Below are 18288 nucleotides of genomic sequence, written 5' to 3'. Positions count from 1 at the left end.
GATCTGCGTTACGCGGTGGAGTGGCGGATGGAGCAGCGCCTCAGCTCCCTCGAACGGCTGACCGATGCCAAGCTGGCGAACCTCACCACCAAGATCGACGCGCAGGCCGCGCAGGTTGGACTGGCTCTCGCGGCGGCCGACAAGGCGGTGACGAAGGCGGAAACCGCCACTGAGAAACGCTTCGAGAGCGTCAACGAGTTCCGGCAGACCCTGTCCGACCAGACCAACACGTTCATCGCCAGGGTCGAGTTCGAGGTGGTGCGGGAAAGCCACGCCGGGCAGATCACCGAGCTGGCCAGTCGGCTGGACAAGCTCGAGGGCAAGGGGGTCGGGCTCAACGCCGGCTGGGTCTATCTGGTCGGCGGGCTCACGGTCGTCGCCACGTTGGTGGGCCTCGTCATGGCGTTCGCCTAGGCGGCGTCTGACGGGGGGAGCCGACCGGCCCTGTACGCGGCCTGCCGCTGCCCTCCGGCCAGGGGCGGCTCCCGGGCGGCGACGACGACGGTGACCGCGAGCGCGCCTGACACACCCGCGGCGAGCTGCGCCCACGCCGAGCCCGTTCCGCATCTCCTCCGGCCGCCGGCCTCCCGGTAGGACAGCTCGACGAACCGCAGCGGGGCGGCCGGCGGCACCGTCACGGCCCGCCAGTCACGCATCGCCTCACCGGCAACCCGGTCAAGCAGCGGCAGCCGGTCCCGGTCCTTCACGGCGAGCCGGCCCGCGTGCCAGGGGCAGAGCCCTTCCGCCAGTGATTCGGCCCGCGACGATGTCGTGCCGCCTCAGGTGCTCAACGGGCCCTCTTCGTCGGCCGCTTGCGCGGCGGCGTCAACAGGTCGGCGATCGCCCCGATGGCGGATGGCACCAGACTGTAGTACGCCCAGACGCCGCGCTTGTCACGCTCGAGCAGGCCGGCCTCGGTGAGGATCCGAAGGTGATGGCTCACTGTCGGCTGGGAGAGGCCGAGTGGCGCGGTGAGGTCACTCACCGACGCCTCTCCCTCCGGAGCGGACTGGATCAGGCTGAGAAGTCGCAGCCGAGCCGGGTCGGCGAGTGCCTTGAGCACTCCCGCGAGTCGCTCGGCGTCGACGCGCTTGATCGGCTCGCCAACCAGGGGCGAGATAGCAGGCATATCGGTTTTCGCAGCTCCCACGCTCCCCATCGTCCCACCAACACCAGGGATAGACGGGTGGAACCGCCACGAGTACCTCGAAGGCGTCATCCGGCGGTGTCCACGTCGGCCACCTGACGCGCACGGTCGCCGTACTCGTCGTCACCTGTCGGAACATGAGACCTGTAGCATGCGGCGGACGACGGGCGGCAGTCGGAGCGCGCTCCGGCACGACTCGCCGCGACAGTGCCGGACCGGCGGTCGCGGCGCCGGTGCGCCGGGGTCGCAGTGAGAGAGGAACCTGCTCGGCGTGTTCCAGGAACCGGACCGGAGTCAGATGATCGGCGGAGAGCCACTCGACGGGACGCGCCGTGGCGCGTCGGACAACCCCGCGCCGGAGGCGTGGGACGCGGAACTCGCCAGGGCGGTACGGCGGGTCGCCGTGGTCCGTACGGGGTTCTACGTCGTCGTCCTGCTGGTCGCCCTCGGTGGTCAGGTGTCCGGGGCGATGGAACGGCTCGACATGCCCTGGTACGTGGCGCTCCCCGCCGTCGGCGCGCTGGAGCTGGGCGGTGTCGTGGTGCTGGCCAACGCCGACCTGCGGCGCCGGCTCGGCGAACAGGCGGTCCTGTCCCGGGTGCTGTCGGCCGCCATCGCCGTCGCCGCCGTGGCCTTCAACTGGCTGGCGCACAGCAACCACCTCGAGGGCGGCTTCTACGCCGGCATGTCCCTGCTCGGCTATCTGGTCTGGCTGATGAACACAGGGAACCAGCGGCGGGACCGGCTACGGGCCAAGCGGCAGCTGCCGCCCACGACGCCGGCGTACGAGCCGATCGGGCACTGGTTGCGGCACCCCTGGCTGACCCGTCGTGCCCGCTCGCTGGCAAAGGCCGACCCGGGCCTCGGGCTGTACGCGTCGCTCGACGCCGCCCGTGCGCAGATCCGCGCGGAACGGCGGCAGGCCGCGCTCAGCAAGGTGCTGCACCGCAAGATCACCCGCGCGTTGGACGCCACCACCGCCGACATCGCCGTGGCGGTGTACGACCTCGACGAGATCGCCCGGCGGCTGGCCGAGCACGCCGACTACGACGGGCTGACCGCGCTGATCGCCGCCGATCTGGCACCCGCGCGGGTACTGGCCGGAAACCTGCCGACGAACGGCCGCCGCCGACTGTGGCGTCGCTCCGGCCACCCCGACCCGGTCGCGCTGGCGTCGGCCGCGCGGCTGCTCGCCGACGCCCCGGAGCGACTGCTCCCGGCCGTCCCCGAGCCGGCCGTGGTCGCGGCGCCCGAGCTCGTCACGCCCCCGGCCGACGCCGACCGGGACGGGCCGCCGGCAGATCTCTTCGAGCGTCCCAGGACCATCGAGCGGGTCGACGACGGCGCCGAGCGACCGACGGCACGACGCTCCCGGACGACACCGGACCGTGGCGGCCAGCCGGCGACGCGGTCGGAGGCCCCGGACCAGCCCGCCTCGACCGGCGATCAGCCCGACCCGCCCCGAGCCTCGGACTGGGCCGCGCTGCACGCGGAGCTCGCCCCGCTCCTGCCGGCCGCCGCGCCGCGACGGACGACGCGCAACACGCCTGACCGATCGGACGCCAGCCGGGTTGAGGTGCCGCCAGCCACGGACGCACGGGCGGCAGAGGCAGCGCCGGCCGCCGGACCGCCGGCCACCGCAGCGCCGGTCGCGACCAGCCGTAGCGCCACGCCGACGGCGCGAACCGCGACCGGACGGGCCCGGGTGGCTCGGGTCGCCGACCCGGTGGGGGAGCCGGGACCGCTCGCCGCACACACCCGGGAGCTGCCCCTGGTGGTCGGTCGGGACCTGCCGGACCTCGTGGACGCCGCGGCGAGCCGCGTCACGCCACCCACCGCGTCGTCCGACCGGGCGCAGGGTGCCACGGAGCAACGACCGGCGCCGCGACCCCGGCAGCGCCGGCGCGACGACGCGGATCCGCGACCGGCCTCGGAGACCCCTCGTCGCCGCGCGAGCACCCAGTCGGCCGAGGCCGGCCGAGCCTGACCGACGACGTTCGACCTCGCGCCAGGCGAGCCGTGGCGGCCGAGCGGGACGGGGCTATCCTGCTGATGTGAACGTTCGACGTGTCGTCGCGGTGGTCACCTGTGTTGTTGTGGCGGGCTTGGCTGCGACGTTCGTTCTGTTGCGGTGGGACTCCGCGAATCGGGTCGCGACCATGGCCTCGGCCCTCGGTGCGGTCGCCGCTGTTGGGGTGGCGATCTGGGCAGCGACGCCGGGACGGGTGAACTCGATTCGAGTTTCCCGATCCGGTGCGGCGACCGCTGACGGCGGTGTGGCCGTCAGCGGCGTACAGGCGTCCGGCACGGCCGCGGAGATGCGTGCCGATCGCACCGGAGATGCCGCGAGTGTCGGCGACGGACAGGCGACATCCGGCATACGGCTGGATTGACCGAGGTGGAAGCCGGTTCGGTCACATCGATGAAGGCCGGGTCCGCGTCCGCAGACCGCGGCGGGGTCGCGGTTTCCGGAGTCGTCATCGGCGACGTCTTCGCCGGTGTGCCGGTCCGATCGCGCTACGAGGAGCAGGTTCGGCGGATCGCGCCGCCGGAGTTGGTCGGCCGCGACGAGGAACTGGCTGAGCTGGCCACCTTCTGCACCGCTGCCGACGTGCCCACGCCGTACATGTGGTGGCGGGCCGAGGCGTGGGCCGGCAAGTCCGCGCTGATGTCCTGGTTCGTGTTGAACCCGCCGCCAGCGGTCCGCATCGTGTCGTTCTTCGTCACCGCGCGGCTGGCAAGTCAGGACGATCGGGTCGCCTTCGCGGACAACGTCCTGGAACAGGTGGCGGCCTTGACCAAGGAACCTGTTCCTGCCTACCTCACGCCGACGACCAGGGAAGCGCACCTTCTGGGGCTGCTCAGGGAGGCGGCGCACCTGTGCCGCGCGCGCGGCGAGCGTTTGGTGCTGCTGGTGGACGGTCTCGATGAGGACACCGGTCCAGATTCGTACAGCGTCGCCGCGCTGCTACCGGCCCAGCCCGCCGCCGACATGCGGGTCATCGTCTCCGGACGCCCCGACCCGCCGATCCCCGGCGACGTTCCGGACCATCACCCACTGCGAGATCCGGCGGTGGTGCGACCGTTGCACCCGTCCCCAGCGGCGCGGGCGGTCCGCGCGGACATGGAACGGGATCTCGACCGGATGTTGGCCGGACCGCAGACCGACCAGGACCTTCTCGGGCTGGTTGTGGCCGCTGGCGGTGGACTGAGTAGTAATGATCTTGCCGACCTGACCGGCTGCTCTCTACGCCAGGTCGAACGGAAGCTGAGCAGGGTCGCCGGCCGGTCCTTTGCGTCCCGACCCAGCCACTGGGCTTCGGCGGATGCGCCGGTCACCTATGTCATGGGTCACGAGGAACTCCAGCGAACCGCCGTCGCGGAATTGGGTGAGACCAGACTGGCCGCCTACCGGCAACGACTGCACCAGTGGGCGGATGGATACCGGGACCGTGACTGGCCGGACCGCACTCCGGAATACCTCCTCCGCGGGTACCACCGGATGCTCACGAGTACGTGTGACCTGGGCCGTATGATCGCGTCAGCGAGCGACGCCGCCCGCCACGACCGGATGCTGGACAGGTCCGGCAGCGATGCGCAGGCGCTGGACAACCTCCTCGTGACCCAGCGAGCGATCGTTGACTCGGCCGTGCCGGATCTGGCGGCACTAGCCCGGATCACCATGCACCGGGACAGGTTGTACGACCGCAACACGCACATCCCCACTTACCTACCCGCCCTCTGGGCCATGCTCGGGCACTTCGGGCGAGCCGAGAAACTAGCTCTGCTCGCCCAGGAGGTCGATCCGACAGCCGAGACCCGGGCCAACCTGATGCGGGTGCTCGTGTCGTCGCAACACGCCGGCCGGGCCGAGAGGCTCGTTCAGCCACTCGCCGACCAACCGGACGCGCTCGCCGACAGCAGCGCCGATCTGATCCGGATCCTGGCCCGGTCCGGCGAGCTCGAGCGGTGCAGAGTCGTCGCCGCAGGTCTCGTCGGCGCGCGGGAGCGGGCCAGCGCGCTCGCCGCACTCGCCTGGGCCGAGGCCTCCAACGGCGACGTGCGGCGGGCCCGGACCCTGGCCTGCGACGTCCGGGCGCTGGCACTCTCGCTTGCAGATCCGGAGGACCGGCAAGGGGCCTTGGTCCGACTTGTCGAGGCGTTGGCAGCGGCCTCGGACTACGACGAGGCCGAGACAGTCGCCAGATCCATCACTCACTGGCTGTTTGGCCCTCGGGCTGCGGCGGTGCTGATGGGGAGCCTGGCGCTCGCGGGCCAGGTGGAACGGGCCGACGCGATGCAGGCACGGGTGACCGAGACCAGTGCGTCGGCTGCCGCGGTGGCGGCCCTGGTCAGTGCGGCCACCCAGGCCGGCGATCTCAGCCGGGCCGAGGCGCTGTGCCGGGAGGGTGAGGATCTCTACCTACTGTCCAAAGCGCGACTCAACCTGGTGCGCGCCTATGCGCAGACGCATGCGTTCGAGCGGGCCGCCGAGATCGGAGCCATGATTGCCGATCGTCATCTCCGCGCCGAGGCGTACGGCGCCCTGGTCCTCGGCGTCGCCGAATCGGGGGATCTGGACCGTGCCCGAGCCTTCGTCGAGACCACCCCAGACCTGCGGCCTGCCGGGTTGACTGGGCTTGCTCTGGCGAGGCTGTCAGCCGGCCACCCCGATGAAGCTCTCGCACTCGCTCACGAGGCGCAGCAGGCGACCCATCTCGTCTTCGACGTGCGCGACAGGGACCGACAGGCCTGTGACCTGATCGAGGCGATCACGGCGGCCAACGGCTACGCGGTCGGTGCCGAATCCCGCGTCACCGCCTGGGTCGAACCCGAGCGACTCGATCACGTCGTCGACGCACGCGTTCGGGGCCTGATACGACGTGGCGCCCTGTGCGAGGCGGAACGCCACGCTCTTACGCTCACCGACCATCTCGATCAGGTGGGGCATCTGCTCTGCATCGCCGAGGCGGCGATCGCTGCCGATGATCACGATCGTGCTCGTCGCCTGGCCGAGATCATCCGCGCTCTTCTGCCCTCGGTGTCCCAGACCTATGGGCGGGCGGAGCGTGGAGCCGGACTCGCGACCATCTACGCCACGTTGGGTGACGCTGACCAGTTCAGCCAGTCCGTGGTCGACGTGGAGGACGTTCTGGAATCAATCGACGACCCGCACCTGGAAGGAAGCGTGCTTGGTTCGCTCGCCAACGCGGTGCTCGTCGCCGGTGACGTCCGACGAGCTGAAGAACTCGTGCGTGCCATTCGTGATTCCGACGCGGCGCTGCGAGCGGCTTGTGTCCTCATCGAGACGGCGGTGCGAGCCGGCAGACACATCGAGCGCGTGACCGCTATCGCGAAGTCGGTAGTTGACCCCATCGAGCACGAACGATTGACCCGTGCACGCGTCCAGGGACTCGTGCAGGCCGGCGAACTGGATCAGGCAGAGCAGATCGCCGCCATGATCACGTCGCCCGACGTTCGTGCCGACGTTCTCGTCGACGTGGCCGTCGGTGGAGAGGCCGACCGCGCACGGCGACTCTCCAGCACGATCGTGGAGCTGCGGCCGACGACGGAATACGCCCACGGACGCCCATGGCTTCTGTTGCGGCTCGCCGAGGCGCTCGATCAGGCGTCAGCGGTCAAGCTCATTGCCACGGCGTACCCGATGCTGCGATGGCACGGTCCACTGGAAACGATCGCGCGGGTTTGTCCTGCCGATCTGCCGGCGATCGTCGATGAGTTCGTCACTCTCCAGCAGAGGGAAAGGCAGGGCCGCGAGCGGGGCCACTCCTCGGGGCAGGTGTGAGCGGAGGACCCGAGGGGTAGGGACAACAGCCACGACGGCCGCTCCGGCGAGATGCTGCCAGACATCTGACGGGTGGTCGCCGGCCCGTGGCCCCGACCTGCCGGCGCACGCCGGCCGACAAGGACTTCCGCGATGACGCAGCCGAGTTTGGATCCGGCCGACGCGCTGGCCGAGTTGGGTCGGATCAGGCTTGACGAGACCAGCCTCGACGACATGTTGAGCCGCACCGCCGAGCTGGCCAGCCGGAGCGTTCCCGGTGCCAGGGAGGTGTCGGTGACGCTCGTACGTGGTCGGGCCGGTTGGACCGCGGCATTCACCGGTGACCTCGCGCGTGAACTGGACGAGTGGCAGTACGAGCAGAACCGGGGCCCGTGCCTGGACGCCTCCGCCAGCGGCGACACCATCTCGGTGCCGGACATGGTCGCCGAGCAGCGCTGGCCGACCTGGGCGGCCGTCGCCCGCACCGCGGGAGCCGGGAGTTCGCTGTCCATCGGTCTGCCGATCCAGCAGTCGGTGGTGGGTGCGCTGAACGTCTACGGTGCCGCACCGAACGCCTTCGACCCGTCGACGATCGCCGTCGCGGAGGGCTTCGCCGCGTACGCGGCGGTGGCGCTGGCCAACGCGCACCTGTACGACAGCGCCGCCACGCTCGCCGAGCAGATGCGGGAGGCGATGCGGAACCGGGCGGTGATCGAGCAGGCGAAGGGGATCATCATGGGTGAGCGCCGGTGCTCGCCGGAGGAGGCATTCGCGCTGCTGTCGAAGATCTCCCAGGACACCAACCGTAAGGTGCGCGACGTCGCTGAGGCGATCGCCGCGAGGGCGGCGCGGGGCGCCCGGGTATGAGGGCGAGCCCGGACCAGCGATCCGATGACCTGTCGGAGGCGCTGCTCGCCCTCGCCAGCCTGCCCGACGACTCCGCGGCGCTGCCGGGGCACTTCGGCACGATCGTCCGGCTGAGCGCGCCCGTCAGTATGCGCATTGACGCGGGTGTGGTGACGGCGAAGGGCCGACCGTGCGGGGAGCACGGGCGGCCCTTCGCCGGATGGCCTCGGGTCAGCTGTCCGAGGGCCTGCGCACGGCGTCACGGACTCGGTCGATGACGGCCAGTGCCGGACCGGCGGCCAGGTTGCCCGTCGCCGACTGGGTGCTGGGATGCGGCCGGGTCGGCGCTGTCTTCTCCGCCGCCCGGACGGCGGCGGCGAGGCTCCGCAGCCGCTCGGCCGGAACGTGCTGGCGTAGCAGGGGGAACTCGTAGCGTTCCTCGTAGCGGGCGTGGGTGAGGACCGCGTCGCGCAGCAGGAGGATGCCTGTGTCGAAGCCGTCGGCGTCCACACCGCCCGCGATCAACGTCCGCAGTGTCTCCTTCGCCTGCCGCTCCTCCTCGAGCCGGTCGTCGACCATGGCGTCACCGCCACCGCCCGGCAGGCCACGCGAGAGCGGATGGATGACCTCCTCCTCCGCGGTCTCGTGCGCGGCGAGCAGCTTCACCAGGTCGTCGAAGGCCTCCCGGCGGGTGTCGCCGGTGCTGCCGATGACCAGCAGGAAGAGCTGCTCGACCTGAGCGTGCTGGGCGAGCAGGAGGTCCACCACGTCCTCCTCGGGACCCGGCGTGGCAGGGATGCCGGTCTCAGGCATGGCTGCCTCCCGTGGGACGCAGCGACTCGACCGGGTGCGGCCCCTCGGTCTCGATGCGGTACTCGTCGCCGAAGCGCTCCCGGTGCATGTCGATGACCTGCTCGCTGGGCGGCTTCTGGCCGTCGTGCAGCTGCTGCTGCATCCACTCGAAGCGCTCGTGGGCCTCCCGGACGTAACCCTCACCGAGCTTGTTCACGTCGATCTGGGTGGCCAGCAGGTGCCGCAGATAGTCCTTGTTGGGCTCGAACGTCAGCGGCTCCGGCAGTCCGGCGCTGCCGACGATCTCCTCGGGTTCCCGGCCGTCGTGCCGGCGCAGCAGGTCGGCGGCCTGCTGGAGGTGGGCCAGCTCCATCTGCAGGTGCAGCTCCCAGACCGCCTTGATCCGAGGGTCGCTCTCCTGCTCGAGGAACGAGTAGTAGAGCCAGCACTCGTTGTACTCGTGGGTGAGCAGCCGCTCCCACCAGTTCTCGCCCGGGTCCAGCAGCGACTCGTAGTGGGTGACGTGCTCCTGCTCGATCAGGCTGATCTCCTGGTAGAGCTGGCGTGCGATCGGCTCCATGTACTGCGGGCCGACGTTCATGTAGTAGAACATCACCTGCTGCTCCGCCGAGAGGATCGTCAGCGCGTGCAGCTTGGAACGCGGGTCCACCGAGTTGCGGTCGTACGGGGTGCGGACCTCGTCGAAGGGGTGCCGGTGCTCGACGATGGTCGGTCGCCCCGGCATGACCTCGGTGAGACCGTTGACGATCTTCTCCGCCTTGCGCCGTTCGACCATCTCGTAGAGGTTGGCGTAGCGGTACAGGTGGTCGAAGTCCTCGAGCACGCCGAACTCGTACGCCTGCTTCAGGTACGGGTCCGGCTCGTGCCGGGCCACCCAGGCGGTGAGGTCGACTGCCACCTGCTCGTAGCCGAGCGTCGTCTCCAAAACACTGGCGACACCCGGAAGCAGCCAGTTCACCACCCGCTGCTGCTGGCTCTCCACGTACCGGACGTAGGCGAGCTGCCGGCGGACCTCCTGGTCCGGACAGTTGCGGGCGAACTGGTGCTGGAAGTTGATCGCCTCGACCTCGATGCCGTTCATGGTGATGATCCGGCAGCGGGTGTACGGGTCGACGGCCTCGGGGTCGATGGGCTCGACGTTCAGCTCGCGCCAGTTGCGGATCTGGCTCTCCAGTGGGATCCCCTTGTGATCCAGTGGATTGAACATGTCTCTCCTCTATCTGGGGGAATATGGGCGCTGTCCGGCCACGCGGTTCGAGGACCGTCGCGCCGGTGGGGGGCGGGCAAGCCGCAGGACGACGTCCGTGGGCGCAGTGCCGCCCGGCGTGGGTGCGCCGTCGAGGTCCACCTGAGACATCACCCCGGCCGCGCCGAGGACGCGGAGTACGAACGGTGAGGGATCACGAAGCGTGAGCCGGGCTCCGGTCGAGGTGACGAGTTTGTTGGCCTGGAGCAGGGCGGTGATCCCGTGTGCGCCGAGGAAGCGAACCGCCGACAGGTCCACCGCGATCAGGGGTACGGGCGACCGGCACAGGAACTCCACCAGCTCGGTGAGCAGGTGGGAGTTGCTCATGTCGATCTCACCGGCGACGGTGATCAAACTGGTGGAGCCGTCGCGGCTCCAGGCCAGGGACATGATCGGCGTGTGCAGGCCCGGTGGCAGCTGCCGGCGATCGGTGAACTGGTCTGTCACATGCTGCCTCCGCCCTCGACGAGGGTGGCCCACCCGCCGGGCGTGGTGCCGGGGCAGGGTTGACCACTGGAGGGCGCATGTCTTGACCCGACAGTCACCCTACCCGCCGTCTCCGGAGGTGAAACAGCCGGTCGTCGGGGCGGCGTGGCGCGGACGGAGGCGCGTACCCGGAGCGGGGTGGTTAGCTGTGCGGATGACGACCCCGGTCTCCCTCGGTACGTGGCCGACCCCTCTGGAGGCCGCGCCGCGCCTCGCCGCCCGGCTGGGGCTGGCGGAGTTGTGGTTCAAGCGCGACGACCTCAGTGGGCTCGGCGGAGGTGGCAACAAGGTCCGCAAGCTGCGCTACACCTGCGCGGAGGCGGTGGCCGTCGGTGCCACCACGGTGATCACCTCGGGTGGGCCGCAGAGCAACCACGCGCGGCTGACCGCCGCGGCGGCCGCGCGTCTGGGCCTGGCCTGCGTGCTGGTGCTCGCCGGCCCGCCCGCTCCGCACCGGCGCGGAAACCTGCTCCTCGACGAGCTGGCCGGTGCGGAGATCGTCTGGAGCGGGGACCGGCCGATCGCCGAGGTGGTGGCGGTCGAGGCGCAGAGGCGGTCGGCGTACGTCATTCCGTTGGGCGGAACCTCGCCCGTGTCGCTTCAGGGCTACGTGGACTGTGGCCGGGAGCTGCGCGCCCAGGTGCCGGACATCGACGGGGTCGAGGTCGTGGTGGCGCTCGCCTCCGGCGGCATGATGGCCGGGCTGGTCCGCGAGCTGGGCGCCGAGCGGGTGGTCGGCGTGGACACCGGCGCGATACCCGACCCCCGCGCCACGGTTGCCGACCTGCTTGACGGTCAGGTCGAGCCGGCCGCCCTGCGCATCGACGGATCGCAGGTGGGCGCGGGTTACGGCACGGTCACCGACGCCGTGCGGGCGGCCCTGTACGCGACCGCCCGCGAGGAGGGCGTGTTCCTGGACCCGACGTACACGGGTCGGGCGATGGCGGCGTTGCTGGAAGGCAGCTTCCCGCACGGTGACCGGGTCGTGTTCGTGCACAGCGGTGGACTGCCGGGACTCTTCGGTCATGCCGAGGTCGGGGACCTCACTCCGGCCAGTCCGACTCCTCGATGACCCGGACGAAGTCGATGTGGCGGTAACCGGGCACGCGGTGCTCGAGCACGTCGCCGTTGACCGTCCCGAACGTGGTGTCCGGTCGGTGCCGGAACCCGTCGGCGAACGCGTCGACGATGGCGCGCTTGAAGTGCGGCCGTGGGTGCGCCGCGACCACCGCGGCGATGTCGGCGGGGGACAGCTCCCGGTAGCCGATGCCGAGCACGTCCGTCTCGACGCCCGCGCTGACGAGGGCGACCTCGGGCTCCAGCCGGTGCGGCACCTCGGGCGTGGTGTGCAGGGCGATCGCCTCCCACACGAGGCGCGCCTCGTGCTCGCCGATCCCGTGTGAGCGCAGGAATCGGCGTGCCTCGTCCGCGCCGTCCAGCTCGAAGCGCTGGTCGTCGCGACGGTACCGCTCGGTCAGGCCCAGGTCGTGGAACATCGCCCCCACGTAGAGCAGCTCGGGGTCGGCCGTCAGACCGAGCCGCCGGCCCTGGAGGGTGCCGAAGACGAAGACCCGCCGGGAGTGGTGGAACAGCAGGTCGTCGGTGGCGGCCCGGACCAGGTCGGTGGCCTCGGTGGCGAGCGGCGAGTCGGGGATCTTGACCCCCGCGATTGTCTGGATCATGGATGTCCTGTCGGTCCGGGGAGCCCGTGGCGTGCTCCGGTGCGTCAAGCGTCACGCCGGGAGGCCGTCCGCTGCCCTGTCCTGTCTGCCATGCTTCCCTCAGATCGGGACACGTCGGGGAGGGCGGCACGGTGACGGACCACGCAAAACGGGCGCACCGGGTCTGCGCCCTCGTCTTCGACGGGATGAAGATGCTCGACCTGGCCGGACCGTTCGAGGTGTTCGCGGAGGCCGTCAGGTTCGGTGCCCGGTACGAGCTGGAGGTGCGGTCCGGCGACGGTGCTCCGGTCCGCTCCTCGACCGGCCTGCGCGTCCCCGTCGACGGGGACGTCGAGTCGGCGACGGATGTCGGAACCGCCCTGGTGGTCGGCGGCGACGACCTGCCGACGACCCCGATCAGTTCCGAGCTCAGGGCCGCTGCGGTGTCGCTGTCGGGCCGCGCCTGTCGTACCGCGTCGGTCTGCACAGGCGCGTTCCTGCTGGCCGAGGCCGGCCTGCTGGACGGCCGTCGGGCCACGACGCACTGGCGGCACACCCGGCTGCTCGCCGCCGCCTTTCCGCGCGTTCGGGTGGAGCCCGACGCGATCTTCGTGGAGGACGGGACGATCATCACCTCCGCGGGCGTCTCCGCCGGCATCGACCTCGCCCTGGCGCTCGTGGAGCGGGACCACGGAGAGGAGGTGGCGCGATCGGTCGCGCAGTCGCTCGTGGTGTTCCTGCAACGGCCCGGTGGTCAGTCGCAGTTCTCGCCGTCACTGACCCTGCCCCGGCCGAGCAGCCCCGTCCTACGGCAGGTGACCGACGCGGTGGCCGCCGACCCGGCCGCCGACCACTCGGTGCCGGCGCTCGCCGCCCGCGCGCATGTCAGCCCCCGGCACCTCTCCCGGATGTTCCGGCAGGAGACCCGCAGCAGCCCCGCCAAGTACGTGGAGGGTGTGCGGGTCGACGCGGCCATCCGGCTGTTGCACGCCGGGCACTCGGTCACCACCTGTGCGCAACGGGTCGGCGTCGGCAGCCCCGAGACACTGCGCCGGATGTTCCTCGCGCGGGTCGGGGTCTCGCCGAGCGCCTACCAGCAGCGGTTCCGGACGTCGACGCGCGGCGCGGCGCCGGACGACGAGGACTGACCGTTCCCCGCCCCGTCGAGCCCGGAACGGAACACGCTGCGTCGAATCGTGTGTGCCGTCCCCGGTGCGACGAGCGGCTATGGCGCGATCGCGTGATGTGGGCGCACCTGCTCAACCCCGAGGATCGAAGGACGGCGGCGTCTCGCACCCGGATCCGGTCCGATCGGAGTGAGGAGTCAGTGACCATGGCGAACAGCGACCCCCAGCCGCGTCGCGGTGACGAGGGCAGCGCGCCCATCGCGGGCCGTAACGTCGAGCTGGAGCGGCAGAATCCGGATCTCCTCGTACCGCCGACGACCGACAGCCGGCTGGTACCCAACCTCAAGTTCTCGTTCTCCCAGGCGCACACCCGGGTGGAGCGGGGCGGTTGGACCCGCGAGGTGACAGTCCGGGACCTGCCGATCGCCACGATGATGGCGGGCGTCCAGTTCGGACTCGAACCGGGTGCGTACCGGGAGATCCACTGGCATCAGCAGTCGGAGTGGGCGTACATGCTCAGCGGCAGCTGCCGCATCAGCGCCGTCGACCACGAGGGACGCAACTTCATCGAGGACGTCAAGGCGGGCGACCTGTGGTTCTTTCCGCAGGGCGTGCCGCACAACATCCAGGCGCTCGACGAGGGCGCACAGTTCCTGCTGGTCTTCGACGACGGGGCCTTCTCGGAGAACAACACGTTCCTGCTCAGCGACTTCTTCGCGCACACGCCCCGGCACGTGCTGGCGAAGAACTTCGGCTGGACGACGCAACAGATGGAGAACCTGCCCGAGCGGGAGAAGTACATCTTCCAGGGCGACGTCCCGCCGCCCCTGCAGAGCGACCGGGTGATCAGCCCCACCGGCGACATCCCGCGCAGCTTCAAACACCGGATGACCGCCCAGACCCCGCAGCGCTTCCGTGGTGGGTCGGTCCGCATCACCGACTCGACCAACTTCGCCGCGTCCACCACGACCGCCGCCGCCCTCGTCGAGGTCGAACCCGGGGGGATGCGCGAGCTGCACTGGCATCCGACCACCGACGAGTGGCAGTACTACATCTCGGGCACCGGACGGATGGGCGTGTACGCGGCCCAGGCCAGCGCCCGGACGTTCGACTTCCAGGCCGGCGACGTCGGCTACGTGCCCTTCGCCTACGGCCACTACATCGAGAACACCGGTGACGAACCTCTGGTGTTCCTGGAGATGTTCAAGCATCCCCGGTTCGAGGACATCTCGGTGATGCAGTGGATGGCGAACACCCCCCACGAGATCATCGCCGACACGATCAACGTCGAGAAGTCGATCATCGACGAGCTGCCGGCCACCAAACAGACAGTGATCTGACGTGGACGGGTGCGAGACTCTCCTGGTGGTGGGGCCCGAGAGCGACCGGCTAGGGTTCCGCTGTGTTCCGCATCGTCGTGATCATCGCCGCCGTGGTGCTCGCCGTGGACCAGGCGACGAAGTTCTGGGCCGAGTCCACGCTCTCCGACGGGCAGGCCGTTCCCCTCGTGGGTGACCTCCTGCAACTGCGGCTGGTCTACAACCCGGGCGCCGCCTTCTCCATCGGCTCGTCGTACACCTGGATCTTCGGGCTGACGGCGGCCGCGGCGGTCGTCGCGGTGACGGTCGTGGCGCGACGGGTCACCTCACGTCAGTGGGCCGTGGCACTGGGGTTGGTGCTCGGCGGGGCGGCGACCCATCTGCTGGACCGCCTCTTCCGGGAGCCCGGGTTCGCCCGGGGGCACGTGGTTGACTTCATCGACTACGCCGGGTTCTTCATCGGCAACGTCGCCGACATCGCGCTCGTCGTCGGTGTCGGCATCGTCCTGCTGCTCAACCTGCGGGGCGTACCGCTGCGGGCGCCGGCCGTGCCCGACGACGCCCGCGCCGACGAGCGGGCACTGCCGAATCCCTGACGTACGCATCGGCACGGCACCAGCTGACCGGCACGTCCCACGGGTTGCCGGCGGCCGGTGAACGTCGGTGGGGGATGCTTGTCGCGTGCAGATCACGATCCTCGGCCCGCTCGCCGTCGACGGTCGACCGGTCCGGGGCGAGCGGCTCGCGGCGGTGGTGCGCGCCCTGGTCGACGCGCGTGGGCGGGCGGTCTCCACCGCGCTGCTCGTGGACGCCGTGTGGGACGGCGTCCCGCCGGACGACGCGACGGGCGCCGTCCAGGCGCTGGTGTCGCGGGCACGCCGTCTCGGGCTGCCGGTCGTCGCGGTACCGGGTGGATACCGGCTGCCCTCCGACGAGATCACCGTCGACGTGGTCGAGGCGCGGGCGCTTGTCGAGCGGGCGAACTCCGCGCTCCGGGCCGGGGATCCGTCGGCCGCCCGGGACGTGGCCGACCGGGCGCGGGCGCTGTTCCCCGAGGTCCCGGATCTCGACACCACCGAGGACGCCCGCCTGTTCGCCGACGTCGCCGCGCTGCGCGCGCGGGCGGCGCTCGCCGGTGCGGGGCCGTTCGACGAGGCGGACCTGCGCCGGCTCGCCGCGCGTACCCCACCGGACGAGCCGTCGGCCGCGCTGCTGGTCCGGGTGCTCGCCGCCCAGGGCCGCGACGCCGAGGCCCTGGAGGTGATCGAGCGGCTGCGCGCCGAACTGGCCGACCGGTACGGCACCGACCCGTCGCCGGTGATCGCCGAGGTCCACCTGGCCCTGCTGCGCGGCGAACTCACCACCCCGACCGTCGTGGCGCCGCCCCGGCAGCCGGCACGGATCACGCTGCCCGCCGCGTGGCGTCGGCCACTGACCGCCCTCGTCGGGCGGGAGCGTGACGTCGAAGCCGTCGCCGACGCGCTGACCGGGACGGCGCTGGTGACGATCGTGGCGACCGGCGGCGCGGGCAAGACCCGCCTCGCCGCCGAGGTGGCGCGGCGCGCGGCGGCGGCCGGGCAGGCGGTACGGGTGATCGAGCTGGCCGGCCTGCGCTCACCCGACGAGGTGCTGCCCACGGTGCTCGCCGCGCTGGGCGGTGCGGACACGTCGCCGACAGGCGGCAACCTGGGCCTGGAACGGCGCGTCCTCAACCCGGTGGAGCGGCTGCGCGCCGTGGCGCCGGACCTCGACGGGCTGCTGGTGCTCGACAACTGCGAGCACGTCCTCGACGCGGCCGCCACCGTCGTCGCGGACCTGGTAGCGGTGACATCGGCGGAGTTCGCGGTCCTCGCGACGAGCAGGGCGCCGCTGGGCCTGGCCGGCGAACTGGTGCACCGGCTCACCGCCCTGCCGGACGCCGACGCGCTCGCCCTGGTCGAGTCCCGGGCGCGGGCCGGAGGCGCGGTGCCGACCTGGGACGACGAACGGGCACTCGCCCTGTGTCACCGGCTCGACAACCTGCCGCTGGCGCTCGAACTGGCCGCCGCGCGGCTGCGGCACATGCCGATCGACGACGTGCTGGCCGGTCTGACCGACCGGTTCGCGCTGCTCGACGACGCGTTGCGTGGCCTGCCGGAGCGGCACGCGAGCCTGTGGGCGATGGTCGACTGGAGCCGCGAGTTGCTCGCGCCGGCCGACCGTGAGCTGCTCCAGCGGGTGGCTGTCGTCCCCGCCGCGTTCACCGCCGATCTCGCCGCCTCGGTCGCCCGAACCCCTGACGTACGGCGCGGTCTGGCGACGCTCGTCGAACAGTCCCTGCTGACCCTGGTCGAGGGGGAGGGGCCACCGCGATACCGGATGCTCGAAACCGTCCGCGAGTACGGCGAAGCGCGGCTCGACGCGGCAGGTGACCGGGACCGCACCATGGCCGGGCTGGTCGACTGGGCGCAGGCGCGAGCCGTCGACCTCGCCAGCCGGTTCGTCGGCCCCGACCAGGTCGAGGCGCTCGACGACTGCGCCACCGAGCAGGACAACCTGATCGCGGCTCTGCGCTGGGCCCTCGGGCACGACGACGAGCCGGCCGCGGTCGACGTCGCCACCGCGCTGCTGCACCTCTGGACGGTGCGCGGCCTACACCTCGAGGTCTCCGGGTGGGCGCGGGGTCTGCTGCACATCGACGACCCACTGCGGCGGCGGCGCTCGGCGATCCAGGGCCGGGTCGTCGACCGGGCACTGCCCGACGCCGACCGCCTCGCCTGGCTGGCCCTGCTGATCGGGGTGAATGCCGGCATCAGCGGTGAACTGCGGCTCGCCGGACTGGCCCGGCGGGTCCTGCGGAGAGTCCTGGCCGAGCGGCCCGGCGAGCTGTCGCCCCGGATGACCGCGCTCGCGTCGGCGTTGCCCGGTTTCGACGAGTCCGACCTGGACAAGAGCCTGGAGAGCGCCACCGAGATGATCGCGCACCCGGACCCGTACATGCAGGGGCTCGGCCTGTTCGCCCGCGCGGCGGTACGGGAGAACGGCGGCATGCCGCAGGCGTCCATCGCCGACGCCGAGCGGGCGTACCACCGCTTCGAGGCGGTCGGCGACCACTGGGGCATGGCCATGGCGGCCGGAGCCGTGGGGCAGTTCGTGACGCCGGCCGGGGAGCCCCGGGCGGCCGACTGGCTGGCGCGCAGTGTCCGGCACATGGAGATGATCGGTGCCACGCAGGACGCGCGGTCGATCCGGGTGCGGCTGGACATGCAGCTCGCCCTGTCCGGGGACGCGGAGGCCGAGCGACGGTTGACCGAGACGGCGACCTCGGATCAGGCCGAGCAGATGGACGTCGCCCAGGCGCGTCTCGGTCTGGCGCACCTCGCCTGGCAGCGGGCACGGTACGACGAGGCGCTCGCCCACGCCGACGGCGTGGTCCGCACACTCAGCCGGGACGTCGGGCCGCCACCGCAGCCGCGTGCCCTGCTCCGGGTCGCCGTGGCGGTGCTGCGGCTGCGGGTGGCCGAGGTGTGCCGGACTCCGGCGGACGAGGTCGATCCGCAGGTGGCCGCCCTGTTGGCGGTCGCCGCCGACGACGCGCTGGCCGCCCGGGACCTGCCGGTGATCGGGGCGTGGGCGCTTGGCGGCGCCGAACTCGCCGCGTACCGGGGCGACGCCGGCACCGCCCGCGAACTGTCCGCGCTCGGGACGCGGATCGGCACGCACGTCGAGACGCTCTTCCCGCTCGGGCACGGCGAACGGCTCGACGCCGTCCTCGGGGACGAGGAGCAGCGCGAGCCGTCACTTGCCGTGTGGCGCGGCCGACCGGTCGCCGTCGTGGTCGCCCGCATCCGCGAGCTGATGGACGACCTGCTGGCGTAG

Annotated in this window: 16 protein-coding genes; 10 read left to right on the top strand and 6 right to left on the bottom strand. The window is 71.5% G+C overall.

The annotated features are described in order from the left end of the window. The first annotated feature begins 27 nt into the window (after positions 1-27). Positions 28-414, top strand: a complete 387-nt coding sequence (locus ACZ6N8_RS25885) for a hypothetical protein (protein ID WP_466013103.1) — start codon at positions 28-30, stop codon at positions 412-414. On the opposite strand, the gene ACZ6N8_RS25880 is transcribed toward ACZ6N8_RS25885, so the two are convergent. After that, positions 411-707 (bottom strand): hypothetical protein, encoded by a 297-nt coding sequence (locus ACZ6N8_RS25880; protein ID WP_466013102.1) that lies wholly within the window; start codon positions 705-707, stop codon positions 411-413. The genes ACZ6N8_RS25885 and ACZ6N8_RS25880 overlap by 4 nt on opposite strands. Before the next feature lie 80 nt (positions 708-787). After that, positions 788-1129 carry an ArsR/SmtB family transcription factor gene (locus tag ACZ6N8_RS25875; protein ID WP_139586681.1) on the bottom strand — a complete coding sequence of 114 codons (342 nt, stop codon included), beginning with the start codon at positions 1127-1129 and terminating at the stop codon, positions 788-790. A gap of 289 nt (positions 1130-1418) precedes the next feature. Here ACZ6N8_RS25875 and ACZ6N8_RS25870 point away from each other — a divergent pair, with 289 nt between their 5' ends. From ACZ6N8_RS25870 to ACZ6N8_RS25855, 4 genes are all read left to right on the top strand, one after another. Next, positions 1419-3134 carry a hypothetical protein gene (locus tag ACZ6N8_RS25870; RefSeq protein WP_466013101.1) on the top strand — a complete coding sequence of 572 codons (1716 nt, stop codon included), beginning with the start codon at positions 1419-1421 and terminating at the stop codon, positions 3132-3134. Between the two features lie 67 nt (positions 3135-3201). Next, positions 3202-3540, top strand: a complete 339-nt coding sequence (locus tag ACZ6N8_RS25865; RefSeq protein ID WP_466013100.1) for a hypothetical protein — start codon at positions 3202-3204, stop codon at positions 3538-3540. Then, a complete protein-coding gene (locus ACZ6N8_RS25860) occupies positions 3537-6953 on the top strand; it encodes a hypothetical protein (RefSeq protein WP_466013099.1) in 3417 nt (1138 codons plus the stop codon). The genes ACZ6N8_RS25865 and ACZ6N8_RS25860 overlap by 4 nt, the downstream gene beginning before the upstream one ends. 132 nt (positions 6954-7085) lie before the next feature. Further along, on the top strand, positions 7086-7799 hold the full coding sequence (locus ACZ6N8_RS25855; protein WP_466013098.1) for a GAF and ANTAR domain-containing protein: 714 nt from the start codon (positions 7086-7088) through the stop codon (positions 7797-7799). A 210-nt stretch (positions 7800-8009) separates the two neighbouring features. Here the strand turns inward: ACZ6N8_RS25855 and ACZ6N8_RS25850 are convergent, their stop codons facing one another. From ACZ6N8_RS25850 to ACZ6N8_RS25840, 3 genes are read right to left on the bottom strand one after another with little or no spacing between them, the layout of a single operon-like run. Then, a complete protein-coding gene (locus tag ACZ6N8_RS25850) occupies positions 8010-8591 on the bottom strand; it encodes a hemerythrin domain-containing protein (protein WP_466013097.1) in 582 nt (193 codons plus the stop codon). After that, positions 8584-9798: a hypothetical protein gene (locus ACZ6N8_RS25845; RefSeq protein WP_466013096.1), complete on the bottom strand. Its 1215-nt coding sequence runs from the start codon at positions 9796-9798 to the stop codon at positions 8584-8586. Before ACZ6N8_RS25845 ends, ACZ6N8_RS25850 begins: the two co-directional genes overlap by 8 nt. Positions 9799-9807: 9 nt before the next feature. Beyond that, the gene (locus ACZ6N8_RS25840; protein ID WP_466013095.1) at positions 9808-10284 is read right to left on the bottom strand and encodes an STAS domain-containing protein; all 477 of its coding nucleotides are present in this window, start codon (positions 10282-10284) and stop codon (positions 9808-9810) included. Between the two features lie 193 nt (positions 10285-10477). Between ACZ6N8_RS25840 and ACZ6N8_RS25835 the strand changes: the two genes are divergently transcribed. Beyond that, positions 10478-11395, top strand: coding sequence for a pyridoxal-phosphate dependent enzyme (locus ACZ6N8_RS25835; RefSeq protein WP_466013094.1), 918 nt, complete (start codon positions 10478-10480; stop codon positions 11393-11395). Here ACZ6N8_RS25835 and ACZ6N8_RS25830 read toward each other — a convergent pair. Next, complete coding sequence (locus ACZ6N8_RS25830) at positions 11367-12005, bottom strand: HD domain-containing protein (RefSeq protein WP_466013093.1); 639 nt, start codon at positions 12003-12005, stop codon at positions 11367-11369. The two genes, ACZ6N8_RS25835 and ACZ6N8_RS25830, sit on opposite strands and share 29 nt — an antisense overlap. A gap of 131 nt (positions 12006-12136) precedes the next feature. Here ACZ6N8_RS25830 and ACZ6N8_RS25825 point away from each other — a divergent pair, with 131 nt between their 5' ends. From ACZ6N8_RS25825 to ACZ6N8_RS25810, 4 genes are all read left to right on the top strand, one after another. Next, positions 12137-13132 (top strand): GlxA family transcriptional regulator, encoded by a 996-nt coding sequence (locus ACZ6N8_RS25825; protein ID WP_466013092.1) that lies wholly within the window; start codon positions 12137-12139, stop codon positions 13130-13132. Between the two features lie 185 nt (positions 13133-13317). Further along, positions 13318-14451, top strand: a complete 1134-nt coding sequence (locus ACZ6N8_RS25820) for a cupin domain-containing protein (protein WP_466013091.1) — start codon at positions 13318-13320, stop codon at positions 14449-14451. 62 nt (positions 14452-14513) lie between these two features. Continuing rightward, positions 14514-15026, top strand: coding sequence for a signal peptidase II (locus ACZ6N8_RS25815; protein ID WP_466013090.1), 513 nt, complete (start codon positions 14514-14516; stop codon positions 15024-15026). Positions 15027-15111: 85 nt separating this feature from the next. Next, complete coding sequence (locus tag ACZ6N8_RS25810) at positions 15112-18288, top strand: BTAD domain-containing putative transcriptional regulator (protein WP_466013089.1); 3177 nt, start codon at positions 15112-15114, stop codon at positions 18286-18288.

The organism is Micromonospora sp. NPDC047521 (genome assembly GCF_055587305.1).
This window is presented reverse-complemented; position numbering and strand designations above follow the sequence as displayed.

Bases quoted from the DNA above. Each gene is read 5' to 3' on its own strand.
- ACZ6N8_RS25845 (WP_466013096.1), bottom strand. From the start codon at position 9,798: ATGTTCAATCCACTGGATCACAAGGGGATCCCACTGGAGAGCCAGATC.
- ACZ6N8_RS25885 (WP_466013103.1), top strand. From the start codon at position 28: ATGGAGCAGCGCCTCAGCTCCCTCGAACGGCTGACCGATGCCAAGCTG.
- ACZ6N8_RS25850 (WP_466013097.1), bottom strand. From the start codon at position 8,591: ATGCCTGAGACCGGCATCCCTGCCACGCCGGGTCCCGAGGAGGACGTG.
- ACZ6N8_RS25835 (WP_466013094.1), top strand. From the start codon at position 10,478: ATGACGACCCCGGTCTCCCTCGGTACGTGGCCGACCCCTCTGGAGGCC.
- ACZ6N8_RS25855 (WP_466013098.1), top strand. From the start codon at position 7,086: ATGACGCAGCCGAGTTTGGATCCGGCCGACGCGCTGGCCGAGTTGGGT.
- ACZ6N8_RS25830 (WP_466013093.1), bottom strand. From the start codon at position 12,005: ATGATCCAGACAATCGCGGGGGTCAAGATCCCCGACTCGCCGCTCGCC.
- ACZ6N8_RS25875 (WP_139586681.1), bottom strand. From the start codon at position 1,129: ATGCCTGCTATCTCGCCCCTGGTTGGCGAGCCGATCAAGCGCGTCGAC.
- ACZ6N8_RS25820 (WP_466013091.1), top strand. From the start codon at position 13,318: ATGGCGAACAGCGACCCCCAGCCGCGTCGCGGTGACGAGGGCAGCGCG.